This window comes from Allorhodopirellula solitaria (assembly GCF_007859855.1).
Classification (GTDB): domain Bacteria; phylum Planctomycetota; class Planctomycetia; order Pirellulales; family Pirellulaceae; genus Rhodopirellula; species Rhodopirellula solitaria.
The window spans coordinates 307,960-329,584 of the sequence record NZ_SJPK01000005.1 but is presented as its reverse complement, the minus strand read 5'-3'; the positions used below and the strand labels follow the sequence as shown (position 1 = coordinate 329,584).

20 protein-coding genes are annotated in these 21,625 nt (G+C 58.3%); 11 read left to right on the top strand and 9 right to left on the bottom strand.

Going from position 1 to position 21,625, the window contains the following annotated elements:
• Nucleotides 1–969 precede the first annotated feature (969 nt).
• The 4 genes from CA85_RS12570 to CA85_RS12555 all read right to left on the bottom strand — a co-directional run bounded on the left by CA85_RS12570 (nucleotide 970) and on the right by CA85_RS12555 (nucleotide 7,605).
• On the bottom strand, nucleotides 970–2,001 hold the full coding sequence (locus CA85_RS12570; RefSeq protein ID WP_186774907.1) for a hypothetical protein: 1,032 nt from the start codon (nucleotides 1,999–2,001) through the stop codon (nucleotides 970–972).
• Nucleotides 2,002–2,913: 912 nt separating this feature from the next.
• Nucleotides 2,914–4,122, bottom strand: a complete 1,209-nt coding sequence (gene rsgA, locus CA85_RS12565) for a ribosome small subunit-dependent GTPase A (protein WP_146391675.1) — start codon at nucleotides 4,120–4,122, stop codon at nucleotides 2,914–2,916.
• Nucleotides 4,123–4,126: 4 nt separating this feature from the next.
• Nucleotides 4,127–6,151 (bottom strand): ATP-dependent zinc metalloprotease FtsH, encoded by a 2,025-nt coding sequence (gene ftsH, locus CA85_RS12560; protein ID WP_146391674.1) that lies wholly within the window; start codon nucleotides 6,149–6,151, stop codon nucleotides 4,127–4,129.
• Between the two features lie 125 nt (nucleotides 6,152–6,276).
• Nucleotides 6,277–7,605 (bottom strand): outer membrane protein assembly factor BamB family protein, encoded by a 1,329-nt coding sequence (locus CA85_RS12555; protein ID WP_146391673.1) that lies wholly within the window; start codon nucleotides 7,603–7,605, stop codon nucleotides 6,277–6,279.
• A gap of 143 nt (nucleotides 7,606–7,748) precedes the next feature.
• Here CA85_RS12555 and CA85_RS12550 point away from each other — a divergent pair, with 143 nt between their 5' ends.
• Nucleotides 7,749–8,978: a M24 family metallopeptidase gene (locus CA85_RS12550; RefSeq protein WP_146391672.1), complete on the top strand. Its 1,230-nt coding sequence runs from the start codon at nucleotides 7,749–7,751 to the stop codon at nucleotides 8,976–8,978.
• Between the two features lie 3 nt (nucleotides 8,979–8,981).
• Here the strand turns inward: CA85_RS12550 and CA85_RS12545 are convergent, their stop codons facing one another.
• The 5 genes from CA85_RS12545 to CA85_RS12525 all read right to left on the bottom strand — a co-directional run bounded on the left by CA85_RS12545 (nucleotide 8,982) and on the right by CA85_RS12525 (nucleotide 13,308).
• Nucleotides 8,982–9,326: a hypothetical protein gene (locus tag CA85_RS12545; RefSeq protein WP_146391671.1), complete on the bottom strand. Its 345-nt coding sequence runs from the start codon at nucleotides 9,324–9,326 to the stop codon at nucleotides 8,982–8,984.
• 108 nt (nucleotides 9,327–9,434) lie between these two features.
• Nucleotides 9,435–10,103 (bottom strand): SCO family protein, encoded by a 669-nt coding sequence (locus CA85_RS12540; protein WP_146391670.1) that lies wholly within the window; start codon nucleotides 10,101–10,103, stop codon nucleotides 9,435–9,437.
• Nucleotides 10,104–10,137: 34 nt separating this feature from the next.
• Nucleotides 10,138–11,001 (bottom strand): ABC transporter permease, encoded by an 864-nt coding sequence (locus CA85_RS12535; protein WP_146391669.1) that lies wholly within the window; start codon nucleotides 10,999–11,001, stop codon nucleotides 10,138–10,140.
• A gap of 309 nt (nucleotides 11,002–11,310) precedes the next feature.
• Nucleotides 11,311–12,930, bottom strand: coding sequence for a chaperonin GroEL (groL, locus tag CA85_RS12530; protein WP_146391668.1), 1,620 nt, complete (start codon nucleotides 12,928–12,930; stop codon nucleotides 11,311–11,313).
• Nucleotides 12,931–12,990: 60 nt separating this feature from the next.
• Nucleotides 12,991–13,308 (bottom strand): co-chaperone GroES, encoded by a 318-nt coding sequence (locus CA85_RS12525; protein WP_146391667.1) that lies wholly within the window; start codon nucleotides 13,306–13,308, stop codon nucleotides 12,991–12,993.
• Between the two features lie 456 nt (nucleotides 13,309–13,764).
• On the opposite strand from CA85_RS12525, the gene CA85_RS12520 reads away from it, so the two are divergent.
• The 10 genes from CA85_RS12520 to CA85_RS12475 are packed head-to-tail and all read left to right on the top strand — an operon-like array spanning nucleotide 13,765 to nucleotide 21,553.
• Nucleotides 13,765–14,313: a Na+/H+ antiporter subunit E gene (locus CA85_RS12520; protein ID WP_146391666.1), complete on the top strand. Its 549-nt coding sequence runs from the start codon at nucleotides 13,765–13,767 to the stop codon at nucleotides 14,311–14,313.
• Nucleotides 14,310–14,633, top strand: a complete 324-nt coding sequence (locus CA85_RS12515; RefSeq protein WP_146391665.1) for a monovalent cation/H+ antiporter complex subunit F — start codon at nucleotides 14,310–14,312, stop codon at nucleotides 14,631–14,633. Before CA85_RS12520 ends, CA85_RS12515 begins: the two co-directional genes overlap by 4 nt.
• Complete coding sequence (mnhG, locus tag CA85_RS12510) at nucleotides 14,630–14,977, top strand: monovalent cation/H(+) antiporter subunit G (RefSeq protein WP_146391664.1); 348 nt, start codon at nucleotides 14,630–14,632, stop codon at nucleotides 14,975–14,977. The genes CA85_RS12515 and mnhG overlap by 4 nt, the downstream gene beginning before the upstream one ends.
• Nucleotides 14,974–15,540, top strand: coding sequence for a DUF4040 domain-containing protein (locus CA85_RS12505; protein ID WP_146391663.1), 567 nt, complete (start codon nucleotides 14,974–14,976; stop codon nucleotides 15,538–15,540). The genes mnhG and CA85_RS12505 overlap by 4 nt, the downstream gene beginning before the upstream one ends.
• Nucleotides 15,537–15,983, top strand: coding sequence for a Na(+)/H(+) antiporter subunit B (locus CA85_RS12500; RefSeq protein ID WP_146391662.1), 447 nt, complete (start codon nucleotides 15,537–15,539; stop codon nucleotides 15,981–15,983). Before CA85_RS12505 ends, CA85_RS12500 begins: the two co-directional genes overlap by 4 nt.
• On the top strand, nucleotides 15,973–16,503 hold the full coding sequence (locus tag CA85_RS12495; RefSeq protein ID WP_146391661.1) for a sodium:proton antiporter: 531 nt from the start codon (nucleotides 15,973–15,975) through the stop codon (nucleotides 16,501–16,503). Before CA85_RS12500 ends, CA85_RS12495 begins: the two co-directional genes overlap by 11 nt.
• A 49-nt stretch (nucleotides 16,504–16,552) precedes the next feature.
• Nucleotides 16,553–18,019, top strand: a complete 1,467-nt coding sequence (locus CA85_RS12490) for a monovalent cation/H+ antiporter subunit D family protein (protein ID WP_246112739.1) — start codon at nucleotides 16,553–16,555, stop codon at nucleotides 18,017–18,019.
• A complete protein-coding gene (locus tag CA85_RS12485) occupies nucleotides 18,020–19,573 on the top strand; it encodes a proton-conducting transporter transmembrane domain-containing protein (RefSeq protein ID WP_186774906.1) in 1,554 nt (517 codons plus the stop codon).
• Nucleotides 19,570–19,860: a hypothetical protein gene (locus tag CA85_RS12480; RefSeq protein ID WP_146391659.1), complete on the top strand. Its 291-nt coding sequence runs from the start codon at nucleotides 19,570–19,572 to the stop codon at nucleotides 19,858–19,860. Before CA85_RS12485 ends, CA85_RS12480 begins: the two co-directional genes overlap by 4 nt.
• On the top strand, nucleotides 19,844–21,553 hold the full coding sequence (locus tag CA85_RS12475) for a Na(+)/H(+) antiporter subunit D (protein WP_146391658.1): 1,710 nt from the start codon (nucleotides 19,844–19,846) through the stop codon (nucleotides 21,551–21,553). The genes CA85_RS12480 and CA85_RS12475 overlap by 17 nt, the downstream gene beginning before the upstream one ends.
• Nucleotides 21,554–21,625 lie beyond the last annotated feature (72 nt).

The window sequence follows — 21,625 nt, the reverse complement described above, 5'->3', positions numbered from 1 at the left end:
CCTGTTCCCCCCTTTACTTGCTTCTTCGTAAATGCAACCTTCGAATTTCTCGCAGTATTTGCACTTGGATGCGATTGCCTGACCAATCGTTCCATTGTATGAGGGACGCGATCGGTGGTGTCGCTGCCGCAATCCGATTCAGAAAACGCGATTGACCGATGAAGAAAAAGGGAGGGGGCAATAGTGTTCGGCCCGGCGTTTGCTGAGTTGCTCCGATCGAGGCGTTTGGGCGTTAAAAACACCCCCCTCCCCTTTAACCGCTCCTGATGCTGGCATCGGCCACACTTCCAATGCTTGAACCCTTATCCTCCCGTTGACCACCAATCTAGCAGCGACTTTGGCCAGTAGGGGTGAGGTAAAGGCATCGCGAAAAATGGCGATTTCGAGGCAACGACTACTGGCATCAGTGGTTGTCGCAGGACTCCATCAGGCAAGTGAGCTCGCCGAAAGAGCGATGTCGATACGTAACTGTCTCGAGATCCGGCAAGATCCATGGGGACACATCGTCCAACCACCCGCGTGGTTTCGGCGTCCAGGTAGTCAGCCCATGATTGCAATTCGCTTCCTAAATTGGGTGTCGACCTGAGCCCCGCCAGTTCGCTAGCTATCCATTCCAGTTTGGCAGGCGAGCTCGATGTACTTTGACGCGAGAAAAGCAGCTCGCCTGGACGATCGTAGGTATACGATTCGCGCGAAGGGGCAGGTTCAAATAGTTCGTTGTTGGCCTGGACGATGTGCCCCCAGACCACAACACCAGTGCGAAATAAGCTTCGTAGAGTACTGTTCTGAACCAGTTTGGCGAGCGGATCACCAAAGCGAAGTTTCGTGACCCAGGGTGGATCGACAAGCAAGAACCGTTCAGTTTCACGATCAAATACTCGAGGAGAATTGCCGAACATAGATCGGCACTCCGCAAGACATTGCTCCCAATAGTGTAGAGGCAGGTGATCGTAGGTTGCGTCAGTGTAATTACGGGCCATCAGAGTTCGGAAGTGTCAAGTCTTCTCGCAACATGTGATAGGTGTAAGTTGGCCAGGCATCCCAGTTGCACGTAATGGTTCCGTCACTGTTCACCGCAACCACCGTTACCGTGTGCCATGACCCAGCGTAGCAAGCTTTGAGTTTTGCGTCCACTTTTACCTCCGTGTCTGCGAGAATCGGCGATTGATCGTCGGGTATCGGTATCGTAATGGGGTAACGCTTCAGCTTGTACGCGGGGTTCGGAGTTGACGGTGCGGCATGCTTGCTCGTGTCAGAGTCTTGCGGGTCAGTCGATTGCGACGCAGTTCGCGGCAGGGATCTCACCTTGGCGGGACGCTGGACAGGGCGACGCTGCATTGTCTCACGTATCCTGGTTCTCTCAGACACCATGTTTTCCTCAGACGCCATGTCTTCCTCGGGCACCGTGGTTTTCTCAGGCACCGTGGTTTTCTCAGGTGCCGTGGCTTTGTAAGTTGCCAGCGATTCCTGAATGGTTTCAAGTGATTGACGTTCGTTGTTCCCAGCCGCAGCCTTGATTTCTCTGCCACCTTTCATTGAAAACACCAAGTGCGTCTTCGGTTTGCCGACAACGTTCATTTCGTCACGGAGTTCGACCGACGCGACATTCGAAAACGGAACGACGACTTCGTTGCCACCGGTTTGCGAGAACGTAGATGCCATTTCAACACGGTCTGGATAGACGCTCACGTGCAATTTGTTGGGGAACAAGAGCGATATCGCGGCCAAGAAGAGCCCCACCGATCCCATGGCAAATCCGAACAGCGCCATGCCCACACGTTGCTTCGAACTGAGCTTATCCTTTGCTGTCACAGTCCGGTTCTTAGGCTTGCGGTCCGGCATCAAGCTCCCTGCGACAGCAATCGCGGCCAACAAGATCAAAGCAAGTCCGAAAACGGTTCGGATCGTCGCCCCGACCGATGAAGTTTGAAACACTTTCGCGTCACCTTCGGTGATCATCTCGGTGCATCCAGAAACCAAGGTGACTGCGAAACAGATCATGACGAATCGTATTACTTGCATTCAGTGCACCTTAAGGTATCCGAAAACGGGGCCCGCCCTTTGGAGGCGAATCATTTGACATGTTTTTCAACGGCCTCGCCGGAGAGGTCAGATCCCTGTCCGGATAGGCTCTTCGAATGTGAATGGGGCAAAGGTACAGGTAGAGATAGTAATAGACCTGGTTCACTTCGCGGCACCACGTGCTAGCGGTTCTCTGCCTGCGTGGGTTCAACCCTAGCCAGGAGGGGCGATTGGGGAACTCCCCGAATACAAACCGGGTGAGTAGGAGCGTTTAACTAATATCGCATGGCGCGCAAGCGGTCAAGCGATATCTCTTTTTCCCGCTCAACTAGCCAGTCGAGAACGCAACCTTGATTCACACGTGCTGCCGGCGAAAGTGTCGGTTGAGTGGGTCGAGACGCGTGAGCGGCCGGGTGGGCGGCGCTACCCGGGGCCTTGCGGCCAATGCTATCGATTGTTCCCCCGTTCGGGGCGTCATCACGATGGTAACCCGACGCGTCACGGCGTGTTGATTTAGTGAGCGGCAAGGCGCTAGCCATTACCGGTAGAACGCCGACTAAATCAACACGCCGGTCAGCGAGGAAAATGCAGTGTTTTGCATGGCGAACAAGTGATCCTCGCTGACGCGTCGGGTTACCAAGACCGCTTCGCGGTCGAAAGTAGATGGCATTGGCTTTGCGGCCCTCGGCTCACTAATGCGGCGATTGCATCGACAGGCCGTCTCACCACCGGCAATGGTTTGCCGTCCGATTCGGGACTCTCACACCAACAACAGCCCGGTCAGGGACGATGGCCCCCTGCTGGGGTTGAAAACCCCTGGAGGCGATACGAATTTCTAGCTACCTCGTGCAAGATACTCTCGGTGCACCGGCGTTCGTTGAACGCTCTGCCTTACTCAGGCAGCAGGTCGTCTTCGAGTAGGTGGCAGTAGGCATCGTAGCGGCGGGCGTCGATGCGCGCATCGGCGACGGCGTCTTTGACCATGCAGCCGTCTTCGTGCAGATGCAGGCAATCGGGGTAGCGGCAACCGCTGACGTAGGGGCGCAGGTCGGGCATTAGTCCGGCGACCTCGGTAGCTTCGATATCCCAGAGCTGGAATTGGCGGATGCCAGGGGTGTCAAACACGGCTCCTCCGCTGGCCAAGGGGATGAGTTTCGATGCCGTCGTGGTGTGGCGGCCTTTTTGGTTCTCGACGCTGACCGTCGATACAGCGAGCGCGAGATCAGGTTCGATCGAGTTGAGCAGGCTGCTCTTACCGACACCGCTTTGCCCAGCCAATGCCGTTTGGCGTTGGTGCAAGAACGCGCGGAGGTATTCGATATTCTGGCCCGTCGTCGCCGAGGTCGGTAGGACGCGAAACCCCAGCGATCCGTAAACGCCGATGAGTGCTTGCAATTGCAGCGGATCGACAAGATCGATCTTGTTGATGACGACGACCGGTTCGATCTCATGCTGAGCTGCGGTCAGTAACATGCGGTCGATCAGAGTGGGTTTGATCCCTGGTTCGGCGGCACTCGCGATGATCAGCAGCGCGTCGACATTGGCGGCGATCACGTGCTGCTTGCCACGGCTGGTACGACTGATGATACCGTGCCGGGGCTCGACCCGCTCGATCATTCCATCGGCGGTGATGACCTCATCGCTCGGCCGCTTGGATTGCCCATCGTCGCCTTGGCGAGCCTCGATGCGAAACCAGACCCGGTCTCCCGCCACGACCACGCCTCGTTGATCGGTGGCGAGGGATTTGAGGACTTGCCGGATGGCGCAGGCATAGATTTTGCCATCCTCGGTTTGAACCTTGCTCTGCCGTCCGTGGACGCTGAGCACGCGTCCGTGGGTCAGGCTGGTTTCATCGACATGGACGTCGACTTGGATGCCATCATTTCCCCGCGCCGAGCTATCGGCGCCTGAGATTGTCTTCCGGCGGGTCAGTTCTCCTTTCCCGCTCAACCTCTCGCTGTGGGCGACGTCGTCGAGCCGCGTCGAGTCATCTTGCTGAAACTCTCGCGTCAGGTCGCTGGTACGGACGCGTCCCTGATGCTTCTTGCGAAACTCAGCCCGCAGTTTACCCTTCGACTTGGCGTCTCTTTTCTTGGCCAACGTGTCATTCTTCTTGAGGGATCGAGGCGCCAGGCGTGCGTTCGGCGGCACCTTCGGGGGCCATGATCTGTTCGACCTTGCCCTCGCGGTCGCCCTTGCGTTTGTGGATCGATGGGCCGATCAATTCGGTCAGTTCGACCTCGCTGAGTTCCTCTCGTTCGAGCAGCCCTCGCGTGATCGTCTCGAGTTGCCCGCGGTGTTCCCGGAGCAGTTGTTCCGCTTTCTGGTCGGCTTCGAGCAGCAACCTCGCGACCTCTTCGTCGATCAGTTCTTGGGTATGCTCACTGAATTGACGCTGTTGGTGGATTTCGCGGCCGAGGAACGGATCCTCATCGCTCGTTTTGTAACTAACCGGCCCGATCTTGGGGCTCATGCCCCAGTGGGTCACCATTCGCCGCGCGATGCTGGTGGCTCGCTCGAGATCATTTTCAGCTCCGACACAGGTTTCGCTGTAGATGATTTTCTCCGCCGCACGGCCGCCCAGGAGAACGATCAGTTGATGCAAGAGTTCCTTCTTGCTCATGCTGAGCCGGTCTTCATTGGGCACGTACTGGGTGACGCCGAGTGCCCGGCCACGAGGGATGATGGTGACCTTGTGAACGATGTGGGAGCCTTCGAGGTGCCACGCGGTCAACGTGTGACCGGCTTCGTGGTAGGCCGTTTTCTCTTTCTCGTCGTCCTGCAAGACCTCCTCACGTTTGGCTCCCATCAAGATCTTGTCGCGAGCGTAATCGAAATCTTCCATCTCGACGACTTTCTTGTCCTGTCGAGCGGCCCACAGGGCGGCTTCGTTGACCATGTTCCGGATGTCGGCTCCAGTCAAACCAACGGTTCCTGCGGCGAGTCGATGCAGGTCAACATCTTCGGCGAGCGGGACATCACGGACATGGACTTTGAAGATTTCCTCGCGTCCTTTCATCGTTGGCCGACCAACGGTGACGTGTCGATCGAATCGGCCAGGCCGCAGCAACGCGGGATCGAGCACGTCGGGGCGGTTGGTTGCCGCGATCACGATGACGGCGTGGTTGCCACTGAAACCATCCATTTCACCGAGGATTTGGTTGAGGGTTTGCTCGCGCTCATCGTGGCCACCGCCCAAACCGGCACCGCGTTGGCGACCGACGGCATCGATTTCATCAATGAAGATAATGGACGGTGAATTCTCTTTGGCGGTTTTGAACAAGTCTCGCACGCGGCTGGCACCGACACCGACGAACATTTGAATGAACTCGCTGCCGTTGACGCTGTAGAAGGGCACCTCTGCCTCACCAGCGACCGCTCGGGCGAGCAGCGTTTTGCCTGTTCCGGGAGGCCCATTGAGCAGCACGCCCTTGGGTACCTGGCCACCGAGCCGAGAGAACTTGTCAGGTGTTTTGAGGTACTCGACGATCTCTTGAAGATCGGCTTTAACGCCCTGCAGCCCCGCGACATCGTCAAACGTGATGACTTTGTCGGTGGCTTCAAATCGTTTGGCCGGACTCTTGCTGAATCCAGACAGGAAGCCACCGCCGCCCATCATCTCGTTGCGGCTGCGGCGGATCATCGTGAAGATGAGGAAGAGAATCCCCAGCGGCAGGACCAGCATGAGCAGTACCTGCATGATGGCAGCGGTCGAGTCGGGCTTTCGAAATTCGTAGTTCTCGACTTGGTCGCCCTTGGACTCTAACTGCTTGGCCAATTCGGTGGCGTACTCGGTCCCGGCCGGCCGGGTGAAGACAAACTCCTTGCGGTATTCCTCTGGTTTGGTGTCCTCGTCAATGTTTTTGCCCTCGGGGAAAGGCTTCTCCGGTGCCACTTTGAACTTGCCGGTCACCTCGAGATCGCCGATCTGAACCGATTCAATATTGTTCTTGCCCAGTTGATCCTGGAAGAACTTGGCGGTGATGGTGTCGCGTTCTTCCCCACGATTGAGGAACAACAGCGCCGCGAGAGCCGCGATCACCAGCGCAATCATGACCGGATTGCCGCTGCGGCGACCGCCGTCTTGGTCAGTCGGTTCTTTAGAAGGGGACGGTGAGTCCTTGGCCATGTCGTTTTCCTATCGAGTCGCGAGCCACATGGCTGGGTCGGAAGCCCAGCGAACTCGCGTTTTCATTGGTAAGTGAGATAGTGGGAGTGTAACGCGAATTCGAATTCGCGACTAACCGAGTATTGTCAGTTGCCCATCAAGTAGAGATGGCTCTTCGTCCGCAGCCCGAGTTGCCCGCTCATCGGCACGGGGCTGGCCACAGTATACTCCTCATTGTCGTCAACCTGATTGGTCGCGACGACTTCGGCGTTTTCTTCGAGCGGTTCGATCACGTTCGTCACCGCGTCTTCGCTCGTGATATACATCCGATCGCCCACCAAGAGCGGCGAACTGCTATAGCTCCGACGCGTCCGCGGCAAATCGACGCTCCAGCGAGTTTCGCCTGTTTCGGCGTCCAGGGCGTAGGCGGTTCCCTTGTCGTGTTTGACGTCGGAGATCAGGTAGACGACGCCGTCGCGGAGAGCGGGAGTGGGCACGTCGACGCCGATGTCGTCACGAAACCAGACGATCGCGTCCTGGCCCGCGCCGGCGACCAGTTTCGACATGTCGACGGCCGTCAGGGTAGCTCCGCGGGAGTAGGGGCAGATGATCAAGTTGCCCTCTGCGACGGGGGATGCAATGGAGCGGAAGAATTTTTCGCCGCCGGGATTGAAACCGCCTAGGCGTCCCAGTTCTTTTCCGTCGGCGGCATTGTGAATCGTCAAATGGTCCGCGCCCATGGTTGCAATCGCGGGTTGGCCGTTGATTTCTACTGCCAACGGCGTGGTGTAGCTCTGAGCGGCTTCCTCGGGGGCGTCGGTGATGCGATCCGTTTTCCACTTCAGTTCACCGGTAGCGATGTCAAAGGCGGCCAGGTAGCTCGGCCCGGTCTGCATCACGGCGACGACGACCAGCGAGCCGACCTTGACCGGCGAGGATCCCAGATCCCACCACAGCGAATCTTCCCCGAATTGCTCCTGCACATTCTTGTGCCAGATAATCTCCCCTGCGGTGTCGACGCACGCTAGGTCGCCACTGCGGAAATAGGCAACGACGCGTTCGCCGTCGATGATGGCAGATGGATTGCTGCCGCTACCCTTGCGGTGCTTGTTGCCCCGGTCCTCGCCGAGGTCGACTTGCCAAAGAATTTCCGGTGCGTCCAGTTCGGGATCAACGTCGATGGCGATGAGAGTGTTTTTGCCGTCCACGCCACTGGTGAGATACGCCGTCTGCCCCGCGACGACGGGCGTGCTGCCTCCGCTACCAGGGAGTTCGATGCGTTTGGTGGCCGCCTCATCCCACTGGATCGGTAGATCGATCTGGCCGGCGACACCCTGCTGTGACTCTCCCCGCCACTGCGGCCACGTCGTGGCGTCCCCCGCTTGCGCAGCATCGTTGGCTGCACTGCGGTTAGCAGCGATTGATGCGACCAAGAGCAATCCGACAGCCGCGGCTGGAACCGATACCTTGAACATTCTCGTTCCTTTGATGTGGGGGACTTATGCGACGTTTGAGAGGTGTCATTGTGAAGCAAACCGCGGGCTATCGCTAGTAGCAGCCCCCCGGGACGAATCTCGGCCACTTGGGAGGGCTGCCTCGGTGCGTTAAACTAGGCTCTATGATTCACCAAACCATGATTCACGCGTCGAGGAACGCCTCGCCACCCGTCCCTCATTCCTCCGGATCGGCAACCTTGCTCGCAGGTTTGCCCGATCGGAATCCAAGCCTCTTTCGTCGCGTCGGACTGCCACTGGGCGATCCCTCAGCGTGCATCGGATTGCCTTCGGGCAACAAAATCCGGATTGTGCGCGACCTCGAGATGGATCGCGTCCAGGCGGTCGGGTCCGATACGGGCGATGATAGCGTCGCGATCGAATTGGGGACCGTCTTTTGTCCGGCCGATTTCACGCCGATCGACGGCGAACTCAGCGCCGATCGCGATACGGCCACCGCGCAAGCCGTGGCCGCCTGTTTGCTCAAGGAAGGCGTCTCGCGGGTCCGCTGCGACCGGACGCTCCCGATGGTCTACGCCTATCACGTTGCTGCAGCGGGAATCGAAGTCGATTACGACGATGAGCTCGGCGTGGTCGATCGCCGCGTCAAGACGGAAGCCGAGATCACCTCACTGCGTCAAGCTCAGCATGTGACCGAACAGGTCATGCTGCAGATTTGTCGCCGGATCGCCACGGCCTCCGTGGATGATGACGGGCACCTGATCGATGAGGCCTACCTGTTAACGAGCGAGCGGCTTCGCGCTTTCGCAGCGCGGCTGTTCATGGACCGGGGGTTCACGATGAGCCACGGCGCCATCGTCGCATCGGCCCCTGATTCAGCCGATTGTCACCACGCGGGCACGGGGCCGCTGTCGACGGGCGTGCCGATCATCGTCGACCTATTTCCCCGCGATGAATCAACCCGATACAACGGCGACTGCACCCGCACCGTCGTGCACGGCACGATCAGCGAAGAGCTCGCTCGGATGCATGCGGCTGTGGCCGCGTCGAAGGCCGCAGGTGAGGCGGAATTGGTTCCCGGAGGAACAGGCGACGCCGTGCACCGCGCCGTGCTCAGTTCGCTCGAAGCTTCGGGGTATGAGTCACACCGAGGCGAGCTGACCGACGAGCCGTCGATCCAGCACGGCACCGGCCACGGCATCGGGCTCGACGTGCACGAGCCCATCCTGCTCGACGAGGGTGGCGGTGAGCTGCTCGCCGGCGAGGTCTTTACCGTCGAACCGGGGCTCTATGGGCGGCGGACCGGTGGCATGCGTCTCGAAGACATGCTCGTTGTCACCGAGAACGGCCCTGAGAACCTGAACGATCTGCCGCTTGACCTGGACTGGACCTAAAGCCTAGCCGAGCGTGCGAGGGGGCAGCGATTCCGGCGATTCGTTGTCGGGGGCGTGGTCGTCAAATCGCGAGGCTTGCTCGTAGAGTCGTGAGACCTTGGCGACGACACCATCGATCGCCGCGCCGCGATGGATTGCTGGCTCGGGGCACTGCGTGCGGACCCGGTCTTTCAGCACTGTCGACAGAGGCGGGCCCTCTTTGGAATGCTGCTTCCAGCCATTTGTGGCGAGGTTCACCGTCAACCGCTCTGCCTGTTCGTCGTTGAACTCGCCATCGCCCTGCAGTGCGTCACAGCACAAATCGGTCAGTTGGCTCAAAGTTGCTTCGATTTCGGGCGTATTTTGCATAGGATCGTGCTCCGCAGCGGAGGAAAGGATTTTAACCCTGCGCTGAGGTGCATGTTCTATGCCAAATCAGCCGGCTCGAGATCAGGCCGTCTCACCTGCCGCTGCAGCTCAGCCGTCGATCAGTTCATCGATCCGTTGCTGTAGCTTGTTAAACTGCTTTTCCTCAGGCCAATTGTAAAAGCCCTCGATCTTTCCCTCTCCATCTACCAGCACGAAGCGTTCAGTGTGGAACTGCTTGTTGACCGGCTGGCGAAAGATTTCAGCCCCGATGCGGCGGATGTAATTCAGGTCTCCGGTCAAAAACAGCCACTGGTCGGGATCGGCGCCGAACCGTGCCGAGTAGTCGCGCAGTACCTCAGGAGTGTCGGTTTCCGGGTCGACCGAGATCGCGACAAACTTCACGCCACGGCCCTTGAATTTCTCCTGCAGCTCTTGGATTTTTTGGTTCTGCTGCACGCAGATGCTCGGGCAGGTGCTGAAGAAAAAGCTGACGACATAAGGGGTGCCCTCCAAGTCGTTACTGGAGACGGTTTCGCCGCTGCGTTCGGTCAGTTCAAACCGACTGAGCCATTCTTCGTCCTCGGGTGGCTTCGTCGGAGTGTCGTTCTCGACATCAGCGGCAGCGAGTGAAACATTGTCAGCTGCTGCATTTTCGTCTGTGTAGACAACCTCGCCCGGGGGAGGGCCAGCGTGACGGGGAGCCCGCATTTCGCGGACGATGGCACCCAGGACAAACCCAGAGGCCAAAATCAGGGCGACGTTGATAGCGGTTTTCATGGCGAACTAAATATCGGAAGGAGGTGGGGAGGGGTCAAACCATCGTGTCGGCGCGGCGACTGCCACGCATCAGCATCCAGGCGATTGCGACGGTCACTGCCGTTGCTACGAGTGTCACCGTCCAACAGGTCAGTGAGCTGGGGGAAAAACCTGCAGAAGATAGGTCCAGCCCCGGGTTAATCAACCGCCGCAGTTCGAGCATGGAATAGCTCAGCGGATTGGCTCGCATGATCCCAGCGAGCACCCATCCGCCCCACCCGACGTCTCCGGCGGGGCCGTGAATACTCCACTGCGGGATGGGAAAGAACGTCCCCGCCAACAACCACATCGGCATCAAGCCGAGCATCATGATCGCGTGGAAACCCTGCGTGCTTTCCATTGGCCAAGCAACGATCATCCCGAGCGCGCACATGGCGATCGCGATCACAGCGAGCAGCAGCATGAGTAGCGGCAGCGAGGCGCCAACGGTAGGCAGCGCCGTCGACTGAGTGATCGCAGCAACGAGATACACTAAAACCAGGAACAGCATTGCCTGGACCCACGCGATGGCACCGCCGCCAAGCACCTTGCCGATCAGGACAGGGAAACGTCCCACGGGGGACACGAGTACGGACTGCATAAAACCTTCTCGGCGATCCTCAATCACGGAAATCGTGGCAAAGATCGCCGTGAACAGCACGATCAAAGCGACCGTGCCGGGCAAGAAGAATTGCATAAAACTCTCGCCTCCGGCGGACGCAAATGATCCGCTCAGCCCCGTTCCGAACAGTAGCCAGAACAGCAGTGGCTGCAGGACAGCGGCGGTGACCCGATTGCGCTGCCGAAAGAAGCGTGTCCATTCACGCCGCGCCAGCATCCAGGCAGCGTTCAGGCGAGAGGAGAGTGAGAGCTCATTCATGATGAAAAAAGTAGGCAAGGTAGCTTGGGACGTTCGCCCCGAGCGGCGGGTGAACCTCGAGTGGATCCGGTGGAATCGTTTCATGGGCCTTCCTGCGAAACGCGTTCTCCATCGTATCGTTTGACTCTAATCCATGCGGCGTTCGCTCGGTAGGTAACACTGTGCATCGTCTAGATGGTAGGGGCTCGCTAGGGCGAGCGAGGCATGACAGTTCACGACGCCCGCACGGCGGCGATTGCCATAAAAAAACCCCCTCGCTGAAGCGAGAGGGTTTTCAAGAGTCGTTCAACGATCAGCTCGCCGGGAGGCTCAGTACATATCGTTTCCGCCGGAGTGACCGGACTTGCCATCCGACTTGGGCTTCTCGGCGATCAGTGCGTCGCTAGTCAGCAGCAACGTCGCAACGCTGGCGGCATTCCCGAGTGCCGTGCGGGTCACCTTGGTCGGGTCGATGACACCGGCCTTGACGAGATCTTCGTACACGTCGGTCAACGCGTTGTAGCCTTCGTTGCCCTTCATGGCGAGAACTTTCTCGCACACGATGCCACCATCTTGACCAGCATTTTCGCTGATCATGTGCAGCGGTGCGCGGCACGAACGCAGCACGATGTTGTAACCGACGCGTTGGTCGTCGGTCATGTCTTCGGTAGGGCTGACCTTGCCCGAAGCACGCAGCAGGGCCACGCCACCACCGGGCAGGATGCCTTCTTCGACGGCCGCGCGGGTAGCGTGCAGGGCGTCTTCGACGCGTGCTTTCTTTTCCTTCATTTCGCTTTCGGTCGCGGCGCCCACGTTGACTTTGGCGACACCACCGGCGAGTTTTGCCAGTCGTTCTTCGAGCTTCTCGCGATCGTAATCGCTGCTGCAGTTCTCGATCTCGCGGCGAATCTGTGCGATCCGAGCTTGGATGTCAGCCGACTTGCCAGCACCTTCGATGATCGTGGTGTTGTCTTTGTCGATGATGACCTTCTTGGCACGGCCGAGTTGTGGCAGGTCGACGCTGTCGAGCTTGACACCGAGTGCTTCGAAGATGGCGCTACCGCCGGTCAGGATGGCGATATCTTCCATCATTGCCTTGCGGCGATCGCCATAGCCAGGTGCCTTGACCGCAGCGACGGTGAAGGTGCCACGCAGGCGGTTGATCACGAGCGTCGCCAGGGCTTCGCCGTCGACATCTTCGGCGATGATCAACAAAGGCTTGCCTTGCTGGACAACCTTCTCGAGCATCGGCACCATGTCTTTGATGTTGCTGATCTTCTTCTCGTAAACGAGCACATAGGCGTCTTCGAGGACGACTTCCATGCTGGCCGAATCGGTCACGAAGTAAGGCGAGAGGTAGCCGCGATCGAACTGCATGCCTTCGACCCATTCCTGTTCGGTCTGCAGGCTCTTGCCTTCGTCGACGGTGATCACGCCGTCTTTGCCGACCTTGCTCATCGCGTCGGCGAGCAGGTCGCCGATTTCGCGATCGTTGTTGCTAGCGATGGTCGCGACGTTTGCCATCGCTTCCTTGTCCTTGACCTTCACGGCCATGGAGTGCAGTTGTGCGGTGATATCGGCAACAGCTGCTTCAATGCCGGCTTTCATTTGGATTGGGTTGACGCCAGCAACAACGGCCTTGAGGCCTTCGTTGAAGATCGCTTCGGCCATCACGGTCGCGGTGGTGGTACCGTCACCGGCCACGTCGCTGGTCTTGCTAGCGACTTCGCGGACCATGCGAGCGCCCATGTTCTCATAGACGTCCTCGAGGTCGATTTCCTTGGCGACGGTGACACCGTCTTTGGTGACCGTGGGGCTGCCGAAGCTCTTCTGCAGAATCACGTTGCGGCCCTTGGGACCGAGCGTGACCTTGACGGTACGAGCGAGCTTTCCGACGCCGCGACGGATCGCTTCGCGGGCTTCTTGATCGAATGCAATGATTTTTGGCATGGTGTACTGATATATGGTTGGAATGGTTGGAAAGATGAAAGACTCAGGCGGAGCCGAGCACTAGCCGATCACGGCAAGTACATCGTCTTCACGCATCAACAGGTATTCGACGTCGTCGATTTCGATCGTTTCGCCAGCATAGCTGCTGAACAAAACGCGATCGCCCGCATTGAGTTGGCTGGGGGCACGACTGCCATCGTCGAGTTGCTTGCCGGTCCCGAGGGCGATCACGGTGCCGCGAGCGGGCTTCTCCTGAGCCGAATCCGGCAGCACGATTCCGCCCGCAGTGGTGCTCTCGCGTTCTTCACGTTGGATAACAATCCGCTCGCCGAGGGGTTGCAAGCGATTCTTCGAAGCCTTTTTCGTGGCAGTTGCCATGTCCGTGACACCTTTCTGTATCGTGGTCGGTAGTGGGAAAATGTGGGATGCCGTGGAGTCAGTATGCCGAGATTTTTTTCGACAGCGGGCCGCGCGACCGAGCACCTCCAGGGTGCCGCAGCGGCGGCGAGTGACCGAGGGCTGGCCAATGTGGCAGCGACGCGGCGTTAGCGAGCCCACTGGAGCAATCCGCGTGCCGACCGCTGGTTTGCGATCGTAAGCCTTGTTGTCACAGTGCTTTGCGTGGATTTGGTCTAGGCCTGGTGGGTTCGGTCCGTTCAGATTGGCAGTCCGTCCCAGCGGCCTCGGGCGTTGCTAGGTTCGCCGGGGGACGTAGCCAACAGTCTGGTTGCCTTGCCCGGGCACTGCGGTTTAGATTATGGCCGCGGTCGGACTGCCACTGCGGTGAGCTCAGCCTTCGCACGCGTCTTCTCCCACGGATTGTCTGCTATTCACGTGAAAAACGGCCTCGCTCTCTTCGTTGCCCTGCTAGCCAATTGGCTGCTCTGGTCGGGGCACTTCGATAATGCCTTTCTAATCGCCCTGGGCATTGTCTCGTGTTGGATCTGCCTGTGGCTGACCACGCGGATGCGAATCGTCGATGAAGAGGGGGCGCCTGCTCATCTGGGCCTGCTATCGGTGGTCTTCTACGCCATCTGGCTGACCCGGGAGATCGTCAGAGCGAACATCGCGGCAGCCAAGATTATTCTGTCGCCGGTGATGCCGCTGCGGCGAAATTTGATTCGCGTGCCCGCCAATCAAAAAAGCGAGCTCGGCCGGGTGGTGTTCGCCAATTCGATCACGCTCACGCCCGGAACCGTGGCGGTGAGACTGCGTGGTAACGAGGTTCTCGTCCATGGCCTCGCCTTGCTCGAGACCAAGGAAGACATGTCCGGGGGGATCGGGCGACGGGTTTGTCGGCTCGAACGCAGTGGTAGTGATTCGTTTGACGTCGCTGTGAGCAAGAAATCCACTAAGGCATCTGACAAAAAGAGGTCGCGATGACCCCTGATTTACTTCCCTCTGATCTAACCAGCGCCATGCTGATGGCGACGTCGGTCGGCGTGCTGGTCACGATGTCACTCGCACTGGTCAGGGCGACTCTCGGCCCAACAGTGTTTGACCGAGTCCTGGCCTTGAATATGTTCGGCACCAAGACCGTGTTGTTAATCAGCGTGGTCAGTTTTCTCACCGGCCGCAGCGATTTCCTCGACCTGGCGCTGCTTTACAGCCTGATCAATTTTGTCGGCATGGTCGCGCTGCTGCGTTTTACCCAATACAACAGTTTCAGCGACAACGTTCCGCCGCGAGAGGAATCACCATGATCGCACTCGAAGTCATCAGCTACTGCTTCTTGATCGCTGGTGCGTTGTTCTCGATCATCGGCGGGATCGGCCTGGTGCGTTTGCCCGAGTTCTATTCCCGCATGCACGGTGGCGGGATCACGGACACGATGGGTGCGGGCCTGGTGATTGTGGGTTTGATTTTGCTCGCCGGTCCCACCTTGGCTGCCTTCAAATTGTTTGTGATTCTGTTCTTTCTGACGATCACGACTCCGAGTTCGTCCCACGCGTTGGCCAAATCAGCATTATCGAAAGGCTTGCAGCCAGAACTGGATGTTGAGTCAGAGGTGGAACTGCCGATGCTGGGAGAAGGAATCCGTCAATGAACATAATCGTATTTGCCTTGCTCGCACTGCTCGCGATCACGGCGGTGGCGATTGCCCGCCTGCGCGAATTGTGGGCGGCGATCATGTTCACAGGGATCTACAGCTTTCTGAGCGCGAGCTGGATGATGATCTTGGACGCTCCAGACGTCGCGTTCACCGAAGCTGCGGTCGGAGCAGGGATTTCGACTGTGTTGATGCTCAGTACGATGGCATTGACGGGCCAAGGCGAGGACATTCCCCGCAAGTCCTCGTGGATGCCGATATTAATCGTCGTCGTCACCGGAGCGACTTTGGTCTACGGGACGCTGGATATGCCCGCTCTCGGCGCCCCCGACGCGCCGGTACAGCTTTATCCGTCGCCCTCTTATGTCGAGCGTTCGGTGGAGGACATGCATGGACTCCCCAATGTCGTGACAGCTTTGCTGGCGAGTTATCGAGGCTACGACACGCTTGGTGAAACGACAGTGGTCCTGACCGCTGGGATTGCGGTCTTATTGATTCTGCGTCGGGACCCCAAAGAGGCATCCGCTACCGAGCCTTCTGCGGGAGACGAGCCCGCATGAGCCGCTTTCCGATCATCCGAATCATCACGAAGCTGTTGATTCCCTACATCCTGTTGTTCGCACTCTACGTGCAGTTCCATGGCGACTACGGCCCCGGTGGCGGCTTTCAAGCGGGCGTGATTTTTGCCTCGGCTTTGATCTTGTATGGATTGGTGTTCGGGCTCGAAGCGATTCAGCGGGTGGCTCCTCCGCGGATTATCGAGAAGGGCATGGCGTTGGGTGTGCTCGTTTATGCGGGAACAGGCGTGCTGACGATGTCCCTCGGTGGTCAGTTTCTCGACTACAGCGTGCTCGAACATCACGTGCTGACGCAGTGGCATGTGCCAAGCGGTCAGCACCTGGGGATTTTCTTGGTTGAGCTCGGCGTGGGAATCACGGTGGCGTCGGTGATGACGATGATCTTCTATGCGTTCGCGGGAAGGAAACACGCTCATGACACTTGAAACGATCGCGGGGCTGTACAACTACTGGATGGTGATCTTCTTGATGATGACGGGTTTCTACATCGTGCTAGCACGTAAGAACCTGATCAAATCAGTGATTGGATTGAATATCTTTCAGACCTCCGTGTTCTTGCTTTACATCACGATGGGTAAGGTCAACAACGGGACCGCGCCGATCATTCCACCAGCAATTGTCGAAGCCCAAAAATCGGCCCATGAGTCTCATGCTGGCGCGGCAGCGGGCGGCGTCGCCGAGCACGGAGCGGGCGTCGCGGAGCACGGGGCGGGCGTCGCCGAGCACGGCGCGGTGGTCGCCGAGCACGGAGCGGGCGCCGCGGAGGCGGTTCATGCCGCAGGCGACATCGTGTACTCCAATCCGCTGCCGAGTGTTTTGATGCTGACGGCGATCGTAGTTGGGATTGCAACGACGGCCTTGGCTCTCGCATTGGTTGTGCGGATTCGAGAGGACTACGGAACGGTCGACGAAGAACGTATCCTCGAACTGGATCGCGGCGAATGAGGCAACAGGATGCGAGGCAAATTCATTGATCGACGCGATTGATTCTCACTTGGCTATTCTGCTGATCGTGCTGCCACTGATGGCGGCACCGATCTGCGTTCTGCTGGGCAACGGACGCGCTGCCTACACGCTCGCGCTCCTTGTCTCGATCCTGACGTTTGCATGCAGCGTCACGATGCTCGACGAGGCGCTCGAACATGGTGTGATCTATTATGACCTGGGCAATTGGCATCCGCCCTACGGCATTGAATACCGTGTCGATGTGTTTTCGGGGTTCGTGCTGACGTTCGTTTCTGGCATCGGCGCGGCGGTGTTGTTGTACGCGCCGATGAGCGTTCGCGACGAGATTCCCGCCTCCAAGCACTACTTGTTTTACGCGACATACCTGCTGTGCCTGACCGGTCTGCTCGGCATGTGTGTGACGGGTGACTTGTTCAACGTGTTTGTCTTTTTGGAGATTTCATCGCTATCGTCCTACGCGCTGATCAGCTTGGGGAAAACCCGTCGGGCACCGCTCGCCGCGTTCCAGTATCTGATTCTCGGCAGCATCGGGGCGACGTTCATTTTGATCGGCATCGGCCTGCTCTATCAAATGACCGGAGCGCTGAACATGGACGAGATTGCCGCGCGGGTGCCGCACGAGGACGGGCCTCGGACGGTCCTCGTTGCGTTTGCATTCTTGACCGTTGGCTTGTGTATCAAGATGGCGGTTTTCCCTGTGCACACCTGGTTGCCCAACGCCTACACATACGCCCCTTCGGTGGTGACGTGCTTCATCGCGGCGACGTCAACGAAAGTTTCGGTGTACGTCTTTGTCCGTTTGATTTATGGCATTATCTCTCCAGGGTTCGCTTTCAATTTCCTGCCGCTCGATACCGAGCTGATGTTCTTTTCCTTGGCGGGGATCTTCATCGCGTCGACGGCAGCGATCTACCAGGACAATATCAAACGCATGCTCGCCTATTCGAGCGTCGCTCAGGTCGGCTACATGCTACTGGGGATCTCACTGGCGACGCCGACCGGGCTCTCGGGCGGGATCGTTCACATGTTCAATCACGCATTGATCAAAGGTGGTCTGTTCATGGTGGTGGGCTGCTTTGTGTTGCGTTTAGGCAGCGTTCAGATGTCGGACTGGAAGGGGGCTGGGCGGACGATGCCTTGGACGGCGACGGCCTGGGTGATCGGCGGGCTGGGGCTGATCGGTGTGCCACTGACGGCGGGCTTTATCAGCAAGTGGTTGTTGCTGACGAGTATTTTCGAAGCGGGCTGGTGGCCGATCGCGGTGCTCATGCTCGTCAGTTCGCTGTTGGCCGTTGTCTACATCTGGCGGGTGGTGGAGACGCTATTTTTTGCTGAGCCGAGTGAAGCGGCAGCGATGGCCACCGAAGCGCCGCTGCGAATGCTGATCCCTACCTATCTGTTGATCGGAGGGACGCTGGTGTTTGGTGTTTGGACGACCTACTCGGCAGGCATTGCCCATGCTGCAGCGATCGCGCTGTTAGGGGAGGCTCCCTAGGTGGCTCCCGAAACACTGATTGGAATCTCGCTCGGCCTGCCGCTCGTGGCGGTCGTGCTGGTCGTCTTGTTTGGCCGGATGCCCAACCTCCGAGACGGATGCTCGGGGGTCGTGGCTGGATTGGTGTTTATTTCCACGGTGTGGTTGTCGACGACCGTATTCTCGGGAGGCCGGCCTCAGTGGTCACTTGGCGAGATGCTGCCCGGGTTCGAAATCGCTTTTCGCGTCGAACCGCTTGGCATGCTGTTCGCCCTGGTTGCGGCGGGATTGTGGATCCTGACAACCGCTTACGCCGTCGGCTACATGCGGGGGCATCATGAGCAACATCAAACGCGGTTCTTTGTTTGTTTTGCGATCGCAATTTTTGCAGCCTTGGCGGCGGCCTTCTCCGCGAACTTGTTCACTCTTTTCGTCGCCTATGAATTGATGACGATATCGACCTACCCACTCGTCACGCATCATGGCACGCGGGAAGCATGTCGCGGTGGCCGCGTGTACCTCGGGATTCTGCTATCGACATCGATCGGCCTGTTCATGCTGGCGATCGTGTGGACCTGGTCGCTCGCCGGGACGCTGGATTTTCGCATCGGCGGGATTCTGTCGGAAGCCGTTGCCAGCGGGCGGATTTCGCAAACTGGACTGGGCATCCTCATCGGTTTGTTTACATTCGGGATCGGCAAAGCGGCGTTGATGCCGTTTCATCGCTGGCTACCCGCTGCGATGGTGGCACCGACTCCGGTCAGCGCGCTGTTGCACGCCGTCGCCGTGGTGAAGGTCGGTGTGTTCTCCGTCTTGAAAATTTGCATTTACATCTTCGGTCTGGAACTGCTGCGGGAAAGCGGTGTGAGTCTGTATCTGGCCTATGTGGCGGGCTTCACGCTGGTTGTGGCGTCGCTGGTGGCGATGACCAAGGATAACTTGAAGGCTCGGTTGGCCTATTCCACGATCGGCCAGCTCGCCTACATCACCCTCGGCGCCATGCTGGCGACTCCGAACAGTGTGATTGGTGGTGGGATGCATATCGCGATGCACGCGGTCGGCAAGATCACGCTCTTTTTCTGCGCCGGAGCGATCTATGTCGCCGCTCACAAGAAAAACATCAGCGAGCTCGACGGGCTCGGTCGGAAGATGCCACTGACCTTTGCTGCGTTCCTGATTGCCTCGGTCAGCATTATCGGGCTGCCTCCCGGTGGCGGCGCGTGGAGCAAGTGGTTTCTGGCCATCGGCACTGTAGAAACGCATCAGTACTGGCTCACGGCAGCACTGATGGTGAGTTCGCTACTGAACATCGCTTACTTGGTGCCCATTCCTATCCGTGCGTTCATGAAGTCTCCCTCCAGTTCCACCGATGGCGAGACAACGGCTAAGTCGAGTTGGTTCTCGGAGATGCAGGAAGCGCCACTTCTATGTGTTGTGCCGCTGTGTATCACGGCCATTGGCAGCGTTGCCTTGTTCTTTGCCGCTCAATGGATTTATGAAATTCTGTTGCCGGTGACCGAGAGTGCATCGGCGATGATGAATATCCCCGGATCCACCCCAGGGGCAACAAAATGAAAACGACGCCGACACCGAGCGATCCCAGTTGGTTTGAACGTCCATCCAATATCCGCAAGATGATCATTGCGTTAGTCATCATCTGTACTGGGTTGGCATTGGCCGACCTGTTTTACACCAACCCTCATCCACATTTCCCGATTGAAACGAGCTTCGCATTCCAGGCTTGGTTTGGATTCGTTTCGTTCGTCGTGATCGTCTTCTTGGGTCGGTTGCTGCGTGTGTTTGTATCGCGGCCCGAGGATTACTACGAATCTCAGGAGGCTGATCATGACAGCGATCGCTGATCTGCCGCCGGGGTTCTTGATGATTGCCGGTTCGCTATTGCTACCCTCGCTGGGACGACGAATGCAGGCATGGGCGGTGCTCATGCTCTCTGCGGCCAGTCTCGTGGTCTTTGTTCTGACGCCGGTTGGAAACTATGGCAACATGACACTGTTTGGGGCGGATCTGAATCTGGTGCGAATTGATTCGATTTCGCGTCCTTTTGGGATCGTGTTCCATTTAGCAGCGATCATTTCCGCGATCTATGCGCTGCATGTCCGTGATACTCGGCAACATGTTGCGGGCGTGTTGTACGCCGGTGCCGCGATCGCTGCTGCCTGTTCAGGTGATCTGCTGACGCTGTTCGTGTTCTGGGAATTGACAGCGATCTCGAGCGTATTCCTGGTTTGGGCGAGTGACAGCGAACGCTCCTACCACGCGGGCATGCGATATCTGATCATCCAGGTCACCTCCGGCGTGTTGCTGCTCTCCGGCGCGATCGTACAGTATGTCGAGACGGGATCGCTCACGTTTGCATCCATGGTCGGCCCCGACGACAGCTTGACGCTGGCAGGCAAACTGATTTTGGTAGCCTTCGGGATTAAGTGTGCCTTTCCGCTACTGCACAATTGGTTGCAGGATGCCTACCCCAAGGCGACCGTGACGGGCACCGTGTTTTTGAGTGCGTTCACGACGAAGCTCGCTGTGTATTCCCTGATACGCGGCTTCGCCGGTTTCGAGCCGTTGATCTGGGTCGGCTGCACGATGACGTTGTTCCCCATCGTCTTTGCCGTGATCGAGAACGATCTGCGTCGAGTCTTGGCCTACAGCCTCAACAATCAGCTCGGATTCATGGTCGTGGGAATTGGCATCGGCACCGAGCTCGCCATCAATGGCACGGTGGCTCACGCATTCTGCCACATTATCTATAAATCACTGCTGTTCATGTCGATGGGCGCGGTGCTGTACCGGGTCGGCACGATCAAAGCAACCGAACTCGGTGGGCTTCACAAGTCGATGCCATGGACGACCACATTCTGCTTGATCGGAGCGGGCGCGATTTCAGGATTTCCGCTGCTGAGTGGATTTGTTAGCAAGTCGATGATCATTTCAGCGGCGGCTGAGCAACACATGTTGGGCGTGTGGATCGTATTGCTTATCGCCTCGGCGGGCGTGATGGAGCATTCCGGGATCAAGATACCTTTCTTCGCGTTCTTTGCTCACGACAGTGGCAAACGGGTGCCCGAGGCGCCGCGGAATATGTTGGTAGCGATGGCGCTGGCGTCGGCGGGGTGCATCGTTCTCGGAATCGCCTACCCGCTGTTGTACGCGTTGTTGCCGCACTCGCTGGAGTACCGGCCGTACACGACAACGCACGTGGTCACACAGCTACAACTGTTGATGTTTGCGTGTCTGGCGTTTGTGTTCTTGATGAAAACGGGGTGGTATCCAGCGGAGCAGCGGGCGACCATCCTGGACACCGATTGGTTCTACCGGGTGGCGATTCCTCGAGTCGTTTCCAAGCTACGCAGTGGCATCATCACCATCGATCATGCGGTTCGCAACGCGTGCCTGAAGGGGATCGGACGCATGCTCGTCTCGGCCGGCAATCTGTTTTCCCAAACGGGTTTACTCGGCCGCACCTGGTCGACGAACTCCATGGCTTTTTGGGCCTCTGCGCTCCTCGCTGCATCGCTGGTCATTTACTACCTCTAAAGCCGATGCGTGCAGGCGGTATGCTCGTCAAACCCGCGGGTTTGAACGCCACCCCATCATACAGAAACTTCG